The sequence below is a fragment of the Candidatus Pantoea rara genome (assembly GCF_051136265.1).
GTDB lineage: Bacteria > Pseudomonadota > Gammaproteobacteria > Enterobacterales > Enterobacteriaceae > Pantoea > Pantoea rara.
In genome coordinates, this window is record NZ_CP194942.1 from 3,214,789 (window position 1) to 3,229,277 (window position 14,489).

At 52.5% G+C, this 14,489-nt stretch carries 14 protein-coding genes; 1 reads left to right on the forward strand and 13 read right to left on the reverse strand.

Translation table 11 applies throughout. The features are described from left to right. Nucleotides 1–4: 4 nt before the first annotated feature. The 13 genes from lpxA to rpsB form a co-directional block, all read right to left on the reverse strand. Entirely contained in the window at nucleotides 5–793 is a 789-nt protein-coding gene (gene lpxA, locus ACR8BF_RS15380) for an acyl-ACP--UDP-N-acetylglucosamine O-acyltransferase (RefSeq protein ID WP_003852636.1), read from the reverse strand. Between the two features lie 3 nt (nucleotides 794–796). After that, nucleotides 797–1,252: a 3-hydroxyacyl-ACP dehydratase FabZ gene (fabZ, locus tag ACR8BF_RS15385; protein WP_003852639.1), complete on the reverse strand. Its 456-nt coding sequence runs from the start codon at nucleotides 1,250–1,252 to the stop codon at nucleotides 797–799. Between the two features lie 152 nt (nucleotides 1,253–1,404). Next, nucleotides 1,405–2,430, reverse strand: coding sequence for a UDP-3-O-(3-hydroxymyristoyl)glucosamine N-acyltransferase (gene lpxD, locus ACR8BF_RS15390; RefSeq protein WP_179897784.1), 1,026 nt, complete (start codon nucleotides 2,428–2,430; stop codon nucleotides 1,405–1,407). Between the two features lie 3 nt (nucleotides 2,431–2,433). Beyond that, the gene (gene skp / locus ACR8BF_RS15395) at nucleotides 2,434–2,931 is read right to left on the reverse strand and encodes a molecular chaperone Skp (RefSeq protein ID WP_099257551.1); all 498 of its coding nucleotides are present in this window, start codon (nucleotides 2,929–2,931) and stop codon (nucleotides 2,434–2,436) included. A 110-nt stretch (nucleotides 2,932–3,041) separates the two neighbouring features. Beyond that, nucleotides 3,042–5,453, reverse strand: a complete 2,412-nt coding sequence (bamA, locus tag ACR8BF_RS15400) for an outer membrane protein assembly factor BamA (RefSeq protein WP_179897782.1) — start codon at nucleotides 5,451–5,453, stop codon at nucleotides 3,042–3,044. Between the two features lie 51 nt (nucleotides 5,454–5,504). Beyond that, nucleotides 5,505–6,851, reverse strand: a complete 1,347-nt coding sequence (gene rseP / locus ACR8BF_RS15405; protein ID WP_434745230.1) for a sigma E protease regulator RseP — start codon at nucleotides 6,849–6,851, stop codon at nucleotides 5,505–5,507. A 12-nt stretch (nucleotides 6,852–6,863) separates the two neighbouring features. Then, nucleotides 6,864–7,721 (reverse strand): phosphatidate cytidylyltransferase, encoded by an 858-nt coding sequence (gene cdsA / locus ACR8BF_RS15410; RefSeq protein WP_292985620.1) that lies wholly within the window; start codon nucleotides 7,719–7,721, stop codon nucleotides 6,864–6,866. Nucleotides 7,722–7,739: 18 nt separating this feature from the next. Beyond that, entirely contained in the window at nucleotides 7,740–8,492 is a 753-nt protein-coding gene (gene ispU / locus ACR8BF_RS15415; RefSeq protein ID WP_179897776.1) for a (2E,6E)-farnesyl-diphosphate-specific ditrans,polycis-undecaprenyl-diphosphate synthase, read from the reverse strand. 181 nt (nucleotides 8,493–8,673) lie between these two features. Then, nucleotides 8,674–9,870, reverse strand: a complete 1,197-nt coding sequence (gene ispC / locus ACR8BF_RS15420) for a 1-deoxy-D-xylulose-5-phosphate reductoisomerase (protein WP_434745231.1) — start codon at nucleotides 9,868–9,870, stop codon at nucleotides 8,674–8,676. 111 nt (nucleotides 9,871–9,981) lie between these two features. Next, nucleotides 9,982–10,539 carry a ribosome recycling factor gene (gene frr / locus ACR8BF_RS15425; protein ID WP_033731632.1) on the reverse strand — a complete coding sequence of 186 codons (558 nt, stop codon included), beginning with the start codon at nucleotides 10,537–10,539 and terminating at the stop codon, nucleotides 9,982–9,984. 143 nt (nucleotides 10,540–10,682) lie between these two features. After that, nucleotides 10,683–11,408 (reverse strand): UMP kinase, encoded by a 726-nt coding sequence (pyrH, locus tag ACR8BF_RS15430; protein WP_010254099.1) that lies wholly within the window; start codon nucleotides 11,406–11,408, stop codon nucleotides 10,683–10,685. Between the two features lie 160 nt (nucleotides 11,409–11,568). Next, nucleotides 11,569–12,420, reverse strand: a complete 852-nt coding sequence (tsf, locus tag ACR8BF_RS15435) for a translation elongation factor Ts (protein ID WP_434745232.1) — start codon at nucleotides 12,418–12,420, stop codon at nucleotides 11,569–11,571. A gap of 181 nt (nucleotides 12,421–12,601) precedes the next feature. Then, the gene (gene rpsB / locus ACR8BF_RS15440) at nucleotides 12,602–13,327 is read right to left on the reverse strand and encodes a 30S ribosomal protein S2 (protein WP_179897857.1); all 726 of its coding nucleotides are present in this window, start codon (nucleotides 13,325–13,327) and stop codon (nucleotides 12,602–12,604) included. Nucleotides 13,328–13,645: 318 nt separating this feature from the next. Between rpsB and map the strand changes: the two genes are divergently transcribed. Beyond that, entirely contained in the window at nucleotides 13,646–14,440 is a 795-nt protein-coding gene (gene map / locus ACR8BF_RS15445) for a type I methionyl aminopeptidase (RefSeq protein WP_314985584.1), read from the forward strand. Nucleotides 14,441–14,489 lie beyond the last annotated feature (49 nt).

Sequence of the window (14,489 nt, forward strand, 5' to 3'; positions counted from 1 at the left end):
GGTATTAACGAATTAATCCACGAGTTGAACGGGTGAAGAAGTCGTAGAAAGGCTGCACTTCGCTGTGCTGCTGCGCGATGGCTTCGATCTCCGGCTTCACTTCTTCAAGCGTTCTGCCGCTGCGATAGAGCAGCTTGTAGGCGTTGCGAATCGCGTGCAACGACTCTTTACTGAAGCCACGGCGTTTAAGACCTTCGATATTGATCCCGAACGGCGTAGCGTGGTTGCCTTGCGCAATAACGTAAGGTGGCACATCCTGCGCCACGCCGGAACAGCCACCTACCATCACGTGAGCACCGATGATGCACCACTGATGTACCGCTGTCATGCCGCCAATAATGGCGAAATCATCGACCGTGACATGGCCACCCAGGGTAGCGTTGTTGGCGAAGATACAGCGGTTGCCAATCACGCAGTCATGCGCGATGTGGACATTCACCATCAGCAGATTATCGCTGCCCACAGTGGTGACATGGCCACCCTGAGTGGTGCCGCGATGGATCGTCACGCTTTCACGGATGCGGTTGCGATCTCCGATCTCTACCCGTGTTGGCTCACCGGCATATTTCAGATCCTGATTCACTTCACCAATCGAGGCGAACTGATAGATCTGATTATCTTTACCGATACGCGTGTGGCCGTTTACCACAACGTGTGACTTCAGTACCGTTCCCTCACCGATCTCAACATTCGCGCCAATAAAGCAAAACGGGCCAATGTGAACACGGGCGCCAATGATAGCGCCCTCTTCGATGACAGAACTGGGATGGATAGTGGCTGTTGGATCAATCACGAATTATGCCTCCCGGCTGCGGGCACACATCATGGTCGCTTCACAAACGATTTTACCGTCGACAGTCGCCACGCCTTTAAAGCGAGTCAGACCACGGCGGGTTTTCTCGAAAGTGACTTCCATGATCATTTGGTCACCTGGTACCACAGGGCGCTTGAAGCGGGCACTGTCGATACCGGCAAAGTAATAGAGTTCGCCTGGCTCCAGTTTACCTACGCTTTTAAACGCCAGAATACCGGTAGCCTGCGCCATCGCTTCCAGGATCAGAACGCCAGGAAAAATCGGTTTACCAGGGAAGTGCCCCTGGAAAAACGGTTCATTAACAGAAACGTTCTTCACTGCACGCAGGTATTTGTGCTCTTCAAATTCGAGCACGCGATCTACCAGCAGAAACGGATAGCGGTGCGGCAGCAGCTCTAAAATCTCTTCAATTTTCAGAGTATGAGTTTCAGTAGTCAAAATACTCTTCCTGTCCTAAAAATCTGATGACATCAATAACACGGCCTGCACAGATCAAAATGATCTTCCGCAGGCCGCAAATAGGTTCTGTGGCGCCGGGCTTCCCTGCTTAACATTTTTATTATGAAAGCCGGTCAGTTTTGGGATGGCGGTTAGTCGTCTTTGCCGACTTTGCGCTCGATGGCTTTTAAGCGTTTGCTCATATCATCGATGTTCATCACCAGCGCTGCAGTTTTACGCCAGGTTTTGTTGGGTTGCAGCGGAATACCTGACGAATAAACGCCCGGCTCTGTGATAGGACGCATGACCATACCCATACCGGTCACCGTTACTTTGTCACAGATTTCCATATGGCCGTTAATGACACTGGCACCGCCAATCATACAATAACGTCCAATTTTCAAACTACCCGCCATGATCACACCGCCTGCAACCGCAGTATTGTCGCCAATAACTACGTTGTGAGCGATCTGGCACTGGTTGTCTATGATAACACCATTGCCGATCAGAGTGTTATCAAGCGCACCGCGATCGATGGTGGTGCAGGCACCTATTTCGACGCGATCGCCGATAATTACCGCGCCTAACTGCGGGATTTTCACCCAGTTACCGCGATCGTTGGCGTAACCGAAACCATCAGAACCAATCACAGTACCTGACTGAATCAGACAATCCTGGCCGATGACGATCTCGTGATAAACAGAGACATTCGCCCAGAGTCGGGTCCCGCTGCCGATACGGGTTTTTTTGCCCACAAAACATCCTGCACCAATCACCACGTTGTCGCCCAGCTCAACATCCGCTTCGATCACTGCATTGGCGCCAATGGCGACGTTGCTGCCGAGTCGGGCTGAGGGGTCGATCACCGCGCCAGGGGCAATATTCTGCGCTGGCTGTGGGGTGGTATCGAGTATTTGTGCCATATGCGCATAAGTCAGGTAGGGATTTTTTACTACCAGCGCTGCGGTATTGCACCACTCCAGATCCGCTTCCGTCAGCACCACGGCTGAGGCCTTAATCAGGGCGAGTTGCTCGCGGTAACGGCTGTTTGCAAGAAAAGTGATTTGACCAGTTGTGGCGGATTGCATAGAAGCAATGCCGGAGATGACGATATCGCCATCTCCGTGCAATTCTGCATCCAACTGCTGGGCTAAATCAGCCAGTCGAATAGATGACATGAATTATTTAACCTGTTTCAGCACGTCAGCAGTGATGTCTTTTGCGTTTGATGCATAAGCCACCGCATTAGCGTCGATCACGACGTCATAGCCATCGCTGTCAGCGACTTTCTTAACGGCATCCTGAATACGGCTCAGCAGTTTGTTACGCTCTTCCATCTGACGACGGCGATTATCCTGCTCAAAAGACTGCGCTTTTGAAGAGAAAGCTTCGCGCTGAGACATGACATCTTTTTCCATACGGCTGCGTTCGCTAGCCTTCATGGTAGAACCGTCACGCTGCAGACGCTGCATTTTAGTTTGCAGATCACGTTCCTGGCTCTGCAACTCAGTTGCACGGCCTTTGAACTCGTTTTCCAGCTGTTTAGCAACAGTCGCACGTTGCGGTAACTGTTGGAAAATGCTGGACACGTTTACCACTGCAATTTTGTCGGCAGCCTGAACACCAGCGGAAACCGCTAAAGCAAGACCCAGACCTGCGGCACACAACAACTTTTTCACTATAAACTCCTTACCATCAACGTTTGTGTCAGCGACACAGTGTTTGCCCCGGAACAGCAACGAGTGCTGCCCGGCAGCAATACTTCAGCTATGCATCCTTGCTCAGAACATTACCAGGTTTTACCAATGTTAAACTGGAACTGCTCTGACTTGTCTCCATCGACTTTCTTAAACGGCTGGGCGTAAGAGAACACCAGCGGGCCGAGCGGTGACATCCACTGCAGCGCAACACCGCTTGATACACGGATGTTGTTTGGATCGCTGTAATCAGGAATGCCTGCCGCACGCGTTTCCGCCGTATTTTCCCAATGGGTATCCCACGCGGTACCGGCATCGACAAACACCGAGGTACGAACCGAGTTAGCATACTTCTCGCTCAGGAACGGCGTTGGCGTGATCAGCTCGAGGCTGGCAATCGCCATGGCGTTACCGCCCACCGCATCGTCAGACTTACAGACGCCATTTGGATCAGCGATTCGACAGTTCGACGAGTTATTATTCAGGTAGGCTGCTTTCGGTCCAATGGTGTTGGACTGGAAGCCACGAACCGTGCTTGAACCACCAGCATAGAAGTTCTCATAGAACGGCATCTCTTTGCCGCCGAGTCCATCGCCATAACCCACACGACCACGTCCCAACAGTACCCAGGTACGATCCTGGTTAATCGGCACATATTGCTGACTATCCAGCGTGGCCTTATAGAAGCTGTTATCCGAACCTGGAATCGTTACCTTACCATTCAGGTTGGTGCGGTTACCGGATGTCGGGAAGAAGCCGCGGTCCAGAGTGTTGTAAGTCCAGCCGTAGTTAAAGGTGAAGTCATCTGCTGAGAATTCGCCCTTATCATTGATCTGCTGCGGCTTACCAACCGAGTCAAGATAACGCCACATCGCAACCTGCGGCTGCATGTTTGACAGGTCATTATGGACATAGCCCAGACCCACACGCAGGGTGTTGTTTTCATTAACCGGGAAGCCGAGCGTGCCATCCAGACCATAGCTTTTGTTGGTATAGTCAGAGAGGTCCGCATTATCCGCTTTGAAGTCGTTGTAGAAAAGACGACCACCCAGACTCACACCATCAACGGTGAAGTAAGGGTCAGTAAGCGAGAATTCAGCATAGGTCTGGTAATCGTTTTTGGTCCCGCTGATGCCCACGGTGTTACCGGTGCCCAGCCAGTTATCCTGGGTTACCCCAACCTGGAAGCTCACGCCACTTTCGGTACCGTAGCCGACGCCGAAGTTGAAGGTACCGGTGTTACGCTCTTTAACCTTGTAGACCACATCAACCTGGTCCGGCGCACCTGGCACACGCTGAGTATCCACATCAACGGTTTCAAAGTAACCGGTGCGGTTCAGGCGCTCTTTACCCTGTTCAACCAGATCGCTGCCCAGCCACGCGCCTTCCATCTGACGCATTTCGCGACGTAACACCGAGTCTTTTGAAGTGTCATTACCTTCAAAGCGGACGTTACGCACGTAATAGCGGTTACCCGCATCCACATTGATGTGCAGTTTTACGGTTTTATCGGCATCGTTAATTTCTGGCTGTGTGGCGACACGCGGATAGGCATAACCATAGCGGCCCAGCAGTTTCTTGATGTCATCTTCCATCTTCGTGACTTTGGCGCCGTTATAGAGCTCGCCTGCCGGAATTTTGGTCAGATGTTCAATTTCTGCGGAATGGCCTGCCATGCTGCCATTGACGATCACGCCAGCGATTTTGTACTGGTCACCTTCGGTGATGTTAACCGTAATGTAGATGCCCTTTTTATCAGGCGTCAGGCTAACCTGCGTCGAATCGATGTTGAAGCGTGCATAGCCGCGATCCAGATAGAAGCTGCGCAGGGTCTCGAGGTCACCCGCCAGTTTCTGTTTCTGGTATTTACGATCGCCGACGACGTTCCACCATGGCACTTCATCACGCAGTTGAAAACGGGAAATGAGTTCATCAGAACTGAAGGCTTTATTACCGACGATGTTGATCTGCTGAATTTTGGCAGAAACACCTTCTGTAAAGACCAACTTCAGATCAACACGGTTACGTGGCAGTGGCGTGACCACAGCTTTCACGTTAGCGGTATATTTACCTACGCTGTAGTAGAAATCCTCAAGTCCCTTCTCGATAGAAGAGATAGTGGTACGGTCCAGCGCTTCGCCGACACGCACACCTGAGGCTTCCAGGTTTTGTTTGAGCTGATCCTCTTTCACCGCTTTGTTACCGGTGAAGGTAATGCTGGCAATGGTAGGACGTTCTTTGACCTGGACAATCAGCGTTGTACCGTCTCGCAGGACCTGAACATCCTCAAAGTTGCCAGTAGCGAACAGCGAGCGAATGGTATTTCTGACATCATCGTCATTCACCGTATCGCCAACCCGTACTGGCATGCTCAGCAGAGCCGCGCCGACGGCGACTCGCTGCAGCCCTTCGAAATGAATATCCTTCACCACGAAATCGTCTGCACCGTAAACGGTGGCGCTGCTAAACAGCAGCGACGCTATGAGCAACTTTTTCATCGCCATCGTTGTTATGCGTTTTCCTAACACATCCCTCGAATGTTCGCGTTACAGCGGTTACAAACGTGAGAAATCATTGAAAAGTGCAAGCCCCATTAACAGCACCAGTAAAATCGAACCGATGCGATAACTAAAGTCCTGAACTCGTTCGGACACCGGTCCACCTTTGATCTTTTCGATCGCAAGGAAGAGCAAGTGCCCACCATCTAAAACCGGCAGAGGGAACAGGTTGATGATGCCCAGGTTGACGCTAATCAAGGCCAGGAACATCAGGTAGTAAATCAACCCGTACTCTGCTGACAATCCCGCACCCTGCGCAATCGAAATTGGCCCGCTCAGGTTGTTCAGCTTCACATCACCGGTTATTAACTTGCCCAGCATGGAAACGGTGAGCTTCATGAGCTGCCAGGTTTTTACACTGGCCTCACCGATAGCCGCAAACGCGCCATACTGCCTTACCGTCTTGTACTCTTCTGGCAGCGGAACAATGCGCGGAATCACGCCCGCAAAGCCCGCTTTACTGCCATCTTTGGCTTCTGGCGTCATCGTCAGCGCAATTGATTCACCGCTGCGATCCACCTCAAGCGCCATGCTTTTGCCGGGGTTATCCCGGACCTGAGTGACAAAAGTCTGCCACTGCGATAATGGCTGACCATCGACTTTAACGATCCTGTCGCCTGCTTGCAAACCGGCTTCACTGGCTGGCGAGTTCGCCTGCACTTCTGCCAGCGTGGTCTCAATTTGCGGACCGCGTGGCTGAATCCCTAGCGCAACAATCGGATCCTGCTTATCAGGCTCAAACTGCCAGTTCCGCAAGTCCAGTTGTTTCTGCTGGGTCGCGTCCTCGCCAAACCGGGCCACGGTTAACGTCGTGCTGCTGTCGCCGATTTTACCCACCAATGCCATACGCACGGCATCCCAGTCAGGCGTTTCGATACCGTCAACAGCCTTAAGTTCCATGCCGGGTGTAATTTGAGCTTCTGCGGCGACCGAACCGTTTAAAATTTCACCGATTACCGGGCGCACACCGGGTACGCCGTGAATAAACACAACCCAGTAGGCAAAGATGGCAAAGATGAAGTTCGCGACAGGACCTGCCGCAATGATTGAGGCGCGCTGCCAGATGGCTTTATTGTTAAAAGCCTGATGACGCAACTCAGCGGGCACGCTTTCGACGCGTTCGTCGAGCATTTTAACGTAGCCGCCGAGGGGGATCAGCGCGATGACAAATTCGGTGCCGTGGCGATCACGGCGCTGCCAGAGCGACTTACCAAAACCAATGGAAAAGCGCTCAACTATGACGCCACAGCGACGAGCGACCCAGAAATGGCCAAACTCATGAACGGTAATCAACACGCCCAGCGCAATGATAAAGGCGAAGAAACTCCAGAGAATACTCAACATCTTTGCCTGTCCTTAAAGGGTGCGGAACACCAGCAGCAATAAACAGGCAAACACCGGCACCGCCGCAGTCAGACTATCAATGCGATCAAGCATGCCGCCATGACCGGGGATCAGATTACCACTGTCTTTGATGCCCGCTTCACGCTTGAACATACTCTCAGTGAGGTCACCCAGCACGGAGGCCAGCGTTGCAATAACCGCGCAAATCACCAGCGTACCCGTTGAGACCGTCAGCGGAGCCAGCGAGGCAAACAGCAGCGCAATCAGCGCCGATGAAACCAGACCGCCCAGGAAGCCTTCCCAGGTTTTGCCCGGTGAGACCTTCGGTGCCAGTTTGTGCTTACCAAACATCTTGCCAAACATATAGGCACCTGAATCGGCACCCCACACCAGCAGCAGCACAAACAACAGCCACCAGGCACCGGCGAAATGGTCGGTTTCATAGTGATACTGACGTAGCGCCACCATACCCCAGAAAAAGGGTACCAGCGTTAGTATGCCAAACAGTAAACGAAGTGGGCGCGAATGGCGCCAGAAGGCCGCAGAGGCGGGATAGGTAAGCACCAGCAGCAATGCAACGACCCACCATACCAGCGATGCCCAAAGCGATGTCGCGATCTGTGGCAGATGCACCGTGTGTTGATAAGGTGGCAGCGTAAACTGCATCAGCGCCAGCAGCAGACCACAAAGTACAGCCAGCCAGACACGCTGTTGACGTGATGCCATACCTGCAAACTGACCCCATTCCCAGGCTGCCAGCATGCAGATAACGATGGTTGTAAGGGCGAAGCCAACAGGCGGTAACCAGAACAGTGCAGCTATTACCAGCGGAATTAATATCAACGCGGTAATCAGACGAGACTTCAGCAAAGGTTACCCCCAGATTGCTCAGGCGCCGCCTGGTGCAGCGCCGCCAAAACGACGCTCCCGCAGAGAGAATGCATTCAGTGCACCTTCAAAAACGTGTTCATCGAAATCCGGCCAGAGCACATCGGTAAAATAGAATTCAGCATAGGCAATCTGCCACAGCAGGAAGTTGCTAATCCGATGCTCTCCCCCGGTCCTTATCACTAAATCCACTGGCGCCAGCTCCTGCATACAGAGCTGCGACGTCAGGCTCTCTTCGGTAATCTGGTCAGGTCGCAGTAATCCTTCCTGAACCTGTTCAGCCAGTTTTTTCACGCCTTCGATAATATCCCAACGGCCGCCATAGTTGGCAGCAATGTTGAGTGTCAGGCCACTATTATTTGCGGTCAGCGTCTCAGAACGGCGAATACGTTCCTGAATACGCGGGCTGAAACGGCTGGTATCGCCAATGACGCGTAAGCGAACATTGTGTTTGTGAAGGCTCTTCACTTCACTATCGAGCGCCCAGACAAACAGTTCCATTAACGCGGTGACTTCCTGCGCCGGACGACTCCAGTTTTCACTGCTGAAGGCGTAAAGCGTCAGGGCTTCAAGATTGTTACTTACCGCAAAGCTGACGGCACGGCGTACCGATTTAACGCCAGCTCTGTGGCCTGAAATACGCAATTTTCCCTGATTTTTGGCCCAGCGACCGTTGCCATCCATGATGATAGCGACGTGGCGTGGACCGTGTTCCTGCTGGTCATCAGTGTTGTTTTGATTGTTAGACGACATAACGCTTAACCAATTCCTTTCATCAGAAATGCTGTGGTTTCTGAATACATTGCGCCCGATTCAAATCCCGACACACTCTGAGTGCCGGGCCACACCGAATTCGGTGACAGACCGTGAAACGCGAGCCAGCGACTATACCATTTTCACCTGAAGCGAACAAATGGCCTCATATCGATCGGCATCACGACGTGAAGCGCGGCAACATTTCTGTCGCCAGCGCGCGCGCACTCCGATCGATTTCAAGGACAGCGTCCACCGAATCCGGCTCCGGACACACTTGTGCCGCCATCACTGCACTATTAAGGGCGGCAATGTCGGTGAAGCGGATCTGGTGATTCAGGAAAGCCGCGACGGCAACCTCATTGGCAGCATTCAGCGTGGTGGTCGCCGCCTGCCCTGCGTCACAGGCATCGATGGCCAGCTTCAGACAGGGGTAGCGACTAAAATCAGGTTCTGCAAAAGAGAGCGCCGACATGCGGGTAAAATCCAGCGGCGTCACGCCTGCATTGATGCGCGAAGGCCAGGCCATACTGTGAGCAATGGGCGTACGCATATCGGGAGAACCTAACTGAGCCAGCACGCTGCCATCGCAGTATCGCACCATGGAGTGAATCACCGACTGTGGGTGAAGGATCACTTCCATCTGCGCTGCGCTGGCATTAAACAACCAACGGGCTTCAATGTATTCAAGACCTTTATTCATCATGGTGGCCGAATCAACAGAGATTTTTCTCCCCATCGACCAGTTCGGATGTGCACATGCCTGATCCGGCGACATGGCGCTGAGATCTGCTAAATCTGTGTCACGAAAAGGACCACCCGATCCCGTAAGGATAATCGACTCAATCCCATTATCCCGCAGGTCAGCGTAACCTAACTGATGCTGGATGGTAGCCGGTAAACTCTGAAAAATGGCGTTATGCTCACTGTCGACCGGTAGTAACTGTGCGTTATGATGACGCACCGCCTCCATAAACAAACGGCCGCAGGTGACAAGCGATTCTTTGTTGGCCAGCAGCACCGTTTTTCCGGCGCGAATAGCCGCCAGCGTCGGTAGCAAACCTGACGCACCGACAATTGCCGCCATCACCTGATCCACGTCATCCAGCGCAGCCAGCTCACAGGCTGCCTGAACGCCGGAGAGCACTTCAGTATTGACGCTGATTGCTCTCAGTCGCTCACGCAGCGCAGCGGCAGATGCCTCGTCTGCCATGCAGGCGTAACGTGGCGTAAAGGCCGCACACTGTTCGGCCATCAGCGCCACGTTATGACCGGCAATCAGCGCCGTGATCTGATAAAGCGCCGGGTTGGCGCGAACCACCGCCAGCGTACTGGTGCCGATCGAGCCGGTGGATCCCAGCAGAGTTAATCGCTTCATGAGGCTATCCGTGTGAAGTCAGCGTGCCGACAGGCACAATGTAAAACGCCGCCAGATGTCGCATTCATACGAATACCTCTCTGTACGGCGTTTTTTCCGGCAGTGATGGGATTAGAAATCCATCAGCTCCGTCTCTTTTTCTGACAGTGCAGCATCAACTTTCTTGATGTACGCATCAGTCATTTTTTGTACTTCATCCTGCGCACGACGTTCGTCGTCTTCGCTGATCTCTTTATCTTTCAGCAGCGCTTTGATCTTATCGTTGGCATCGCGACGGACGTTACGTACCGACACACGGCCCTGCTCGGCTTCGCCGCGCACGATTTTAATCAGATCTTTACGACGCTCTTCTGTCAGTGCAGGCAACGGAACACGGATGTCCGTACCGGCTGAACTTGGGTTCAGGCCGAGATCGGACTTCATGATCGCTTTTTCGACTGCCTGGCTCAGTGAACGATCAAACACGTTAATTTTCAGCGTGCGTGAATCTTCCACAGTGACAGAAGCCAGCTGACGCAGTGGCGTCGGCGTGCCGTAATATTCGACGACGATGCCGTCAAGCAGCGAAGGTGAAGCACGACCGGTGCGCACTTTGCTGATGGTAGTTTTGAATGCTTCAACGCATTTTTCCATGCGCGTGTCAGCATCTTTTTTGATGTCGTTAATCACGTTGAAACCCTTGGATTCGGTTTGACCTGGCCAGTTCCGGCATAACCGGAAACGGGATCGATAAGCATCGATAATCCTGACTGGTGCGCGATGCATTATCATCGCGCTGACAGAATATACCTTATTTTATCTCGCCTCGGGTATTAATGCGTAATCAGGGTACCTTCTTTTTCACCCATCACTACGCGACGCAGTGCGCCAGGTTTATTCATGTTGAAAACACGGATAGGTAATTTATGGTCACGCGCCAGGGTAAAGGCCGCCAGATCCATCACTTTCAGCTCCTGATCCAGCACTTCCGCATAGGTCAGTTGCTCATACAGCGTCGCGTCCGGGCTTTTCACCGGATCGGCAGAGTAGACGCCGTCAACTTTGGTCGCTTTCAGCACCACGTCCGCTTCAATTTCAATGCCGCGCAGACATGCCGCAGAGTCAGTGGTGAAGAACGGGTTGCCGGTACCGGCGGAGAAGATGACCACGCGGTTGTTACGCAGCAGGCTGATCGCTTCTGCCCAGCTGTAGTTGTCACAGACGCCATTCAGTGGAATCGCTGACATCAGGCGTGCATTCACATAGGCGCGGTGCAGTGCATCACGCATCGCCAGGCCGTTCATCACGGTCGCCAGCATACCCATGTGGTCACCCACGACGCGGTTCATGCCAGCCTGCTGCAGGCTCGCGCCACGGAACAGGTTCCCTCCGCCAATCACCACGCCAACCTGGATGCCCAGTTCAACCAGCTCTTTTACCTCTTGTGCCATACGGTCAAGCACACTCGCGTCGATACCAAAACCTTCAGCGCCTTGCAGGGCTTCGCCGCTGAGTTTAAGCAGGATACGTTGATAAACAGGTTTTGCGTTGGTCGCCATGGTCAGTTCTTCCTGGAAGATTGGGTGTAAAGGAGAAGTAAATTCTGATCGATCATCCGCTTACCGCAAAGAAAATGCTATTGGGATGAAACTGAAAACGTATCGTCTGTTGCGTTTCACAGACAAAAAAGAACCGCCATCTGGCGGTTCTTTCAAAGCATTAAGACTGTTTGGACATTGCTGCAACTTCTGCAGCGAAGTCAGACTCAACTTTCTCGATGCCTTCACCCACTTCGAAGCGGATAAAGTTGATTACGTCAGCGCCCTGCTCTTTCAGAGCCTGGCCAACGGTTTTGCTTGGGTCGATAACGAAAGCCTGACCCGTCAGAGAAACTTCGCCGGTGAATTTCTTCATACGGCCTTCAACCATCTTCTCTGCGATCTCTTTTGGCTTGCCAGACTGCATCGCGATGTCCAGCTGAACCTGGTACTCTTTATCAACCACGTCAGCAGAAACGTCTTCTGGCTTAACGAATTCAGGCTTGCTTGCTGCAACGTGCATTGCGATCTGTTTGATCAGATCTTCATTAGCGCCTTTCGCTGAAACCAGAACGCCGATACGCGCGCCGTGCAGGTAGCTGCCCAGCTCTGTGCCTTCCAGGATTGCAACGCGACGGATGTTGATGTTCTCACCGATTTTAGCAACCAGTGCAACGCGCTCTTCTTCGAACTGCGCTTTCAGAACTTCAACGTCGGTTACGCGATTCGCTGCAGCCGCTTCCAGAACTTTGTCTGCGAACGCCTGGAAACCACCATCTTTTGCTACGAAGTCAGTCTGGCAGTTAACTTCCAGAATCACGCCGTAGTCGCCAACGATCTTGGTTTTGATTACGCCATCAGCCGCAACGTTACCTGCTTTTTTCGCTGCTTTGATTGCGCCAGACTTACGCATGTTCTCAATCGCCAGCTCAATGTCGCCGTTCGCTTCAGTCAGCGCTTTTTTGCAATCCATCATGCCAGCGCCAGTACGCTCGCGCAGTTCTTTTACCAATGCAGCGGTAATGTCAGCCATTCCAGAATCCTCGGTTCGTGCCTGAGTACGTTTGCACCAGCAGACACTTATTTGCGGAAAATTTACTCTGTCCCGCCGTCCGGTTGGGGGCGTGACAGACTTAGATAAAATAAAGGGGCCAGTATAGGCCCCTTACAGATCACATCTGAATGCTAAGGGCTCTTATGCAGAGCAAACCTTATTAAGCGTTTTCTAAAGACGCTTCTTCAGCTTGCTCAACCAGGTCCTGAGAGCGGCCTTCGCGAACGGTCGTCGCAACGGCAGTCAGGTACAGGTTTACAGCACGGATCGCATCGTCGTTACCTGGGATAACGAAATCAACGCCATCTGGATCAGAGTTGGTATCAACGATAGCAAATACCGGGATACCCAGGTTGTTTGCTTCTTTGATTGCGATGTGTTCGTGGTCAGCATCAACAACAAACAGTGCGTCTGGCAGACCGCCCATGTCTTTGATACCGCCCAGGCTGTTTTCCAGCTTGGCCAGTTCACGCGCACGCATCAGCGCTTCTTTTTTGGTCAGTTTGTCGAAAGTACCATCCTGAGACTGAATCTCCAGATCTTTCAGACGTTTGATTGACTGACGCACGGTTTTCCAGTTGGTCAGCATGCCACCTAACCAGCGGTGGTTTACGAAGAACTGGTCGCAGCTCAGTGCAGACTCTTTTACTGCCTGGGCAGCAGCGCGCTTAGTACCTACCATCAGAATCTTACCTTTACGGGAAGAGATCTTGTTCAGTTCAGCCAGAGCTTCGTTGAACATAGGTACAGTTTTTTCCAGGTTGATGATGTGAACCTTGTTACGTGCACCAAAGATGAATGGCTTCATTTTTGGGTTCCAGTAACGGGTCTGGTGACCGAAGTGAACACCAGCCTGGAGCATGTCGCGCATGGAAACAGTTGCCATGATAAAACCTCTAAAGTTTGATTGGGGTTGGGCCTCCATGTATCCCATACGACCGACCTCTTTCAAGGCACCCCGGCGTATGTGTCGATACATGTGTGTTTTATTACACATAATGAGAGTTATGCGTTTCCTGCTGACCGAAACGGCCATACAGAGAATCGTCGGCGCGCTTTATATCACAAACCGCCATGGGACGCCAATAAATGATCGCTGAAGAGCGCCAGCGCGTTCTCTATTTGGCAGCCCATTTGCTGGCTGTTAACATGACAGCACAGACCTTATTATTGTCGAAAATTTCGACAACTGCGGATTAATTTAATGTCAATTTCAATCAAAACCCCTGAAGAAATCGAAAAAATGCGCGTGGCGGGCCGACTGGCTGCCGACGTGCTGGAGATGATCGAGCCTCATGTTAAACCGGGTGTGACCACGGGTGAACTGGACCGTATCTGCCACGAACACATTACGCAGAAGCAACAGGCGGTCTCTGCCTGCCTCGGCTATCACGGCTTTCCGAAGTCTGTCTGCATCTCGGTGAACGAAGTGGTGTGTCACGGGATTCCCAGCGATGATCGCCCGTTAAAAGATGGCGATATCGTCAATGTCGATGTCACCGTGATCAAAGATGAGTACCACGGCGATACCTCGAAGATGTTTATCGTCGGTAAACCGACTATTCAGGGTGAACGCCTGTGCCGCGTCACGCAGGAGAGCCTCTATCTTTCCCTGCGGCTGATTAAGCCCGGCATTCGCCTGCGCGAACTGGGCCGTGCTATCCAGAAGTATGTTGAAGCAAACGACTTCTCTGTTGTGCGTGAATATTGCGGTCACGGTATCGGCAAGGGGTTCCACGAAGAGCCTCAGGTGTTGCATTACGATGCCGATGATGGCGGCGTTGTTCTGCAGGCGGGCATGACCTTTACGGTAGAACCGATGGTCAATGCCGGGGATTACCGCATCCGCACCATGAAAGATGGCTGGACGGTAAAAACCAAAGATCGCAGCTTGTCCGCGCAGTATGAGCATACTATTGTGGTGACGGAAAACGGCTGTGAGATTTTAACCCTGCGCAAAGACGACACGCTGCCTGCTGTGCTCGTTGCTGAAGGGTAATTCCCCCAATACAGATCAAGCCGGCGCTGAGCCGGCTTTTTTTTGGCTA

What these genes read in the sequence shown, in the direction of transcription:
- lpxD (WP_179897784.1), bottom strand. Translation starts at nt 2,430, where the DNA reads ATGTCATCTATTCGACTGGCTGATTTAGCCCAGCAGTTGGATGCAGAA.
- bamA (WP_179897782.1), bottom strand. Translation starts at nt 5,453, where the DNA reads ATGGCGATGAAAAAGTTGCTCATAGCGTCGCTGCTGTTTAGCAGCGCC.
- rseP (WP_434745230.1), bottom strand. Translation starts at nt 6,851, where the DNA reads ATGTTGAGTATTCTCTGGAGTTTCTTCGCCTTTATCATTGCGCTGGGC.
- ispU (WP_179897776.1), bottom strand. Translation starts at nt 8,492, where the DNA reads ATGTCGTCTAACAATCAAAACAACACTGATGACCAGCAGGAACACGGT.
- ispC (WP_434745231.1), bottom strand. Translation starts at nt 9,870, where the DNA reads ATGAAGCGATTAACTCTGCTGGGATCCACCGGCTCGATCGGCACCAGT.
- pyrH (WP_010254099.1), bottom strand. Translation starts at nt 11,408, where the DNA reads ATGGCGACCAACGCAAAACCTGTTTATCAACGTATCCTGCTTAAACTC.
- tsf (WP_434745232.1), bottom strand. Translation starts at nt 12,420, where the DNA reads ATGGCTGACATTACCGCTGCATTGGTAAAAGAACTGCGCGAGCGTACT.
- rpsB (WP_179897857.1), bottom strand. Translation starts at nt 13,327, where the DNA reads ATGGCAACTGTTTCCATGCGCGACATGCTCCAGGCTGGTGTTCACTTC.
- map (WP_314985584.1), top strand. Translation starts at nt 13,646, where the DNA reads ATGTCAATTTCAATCAAAACCCCTGAAGAAATCGAAAAAATGCGCGTG.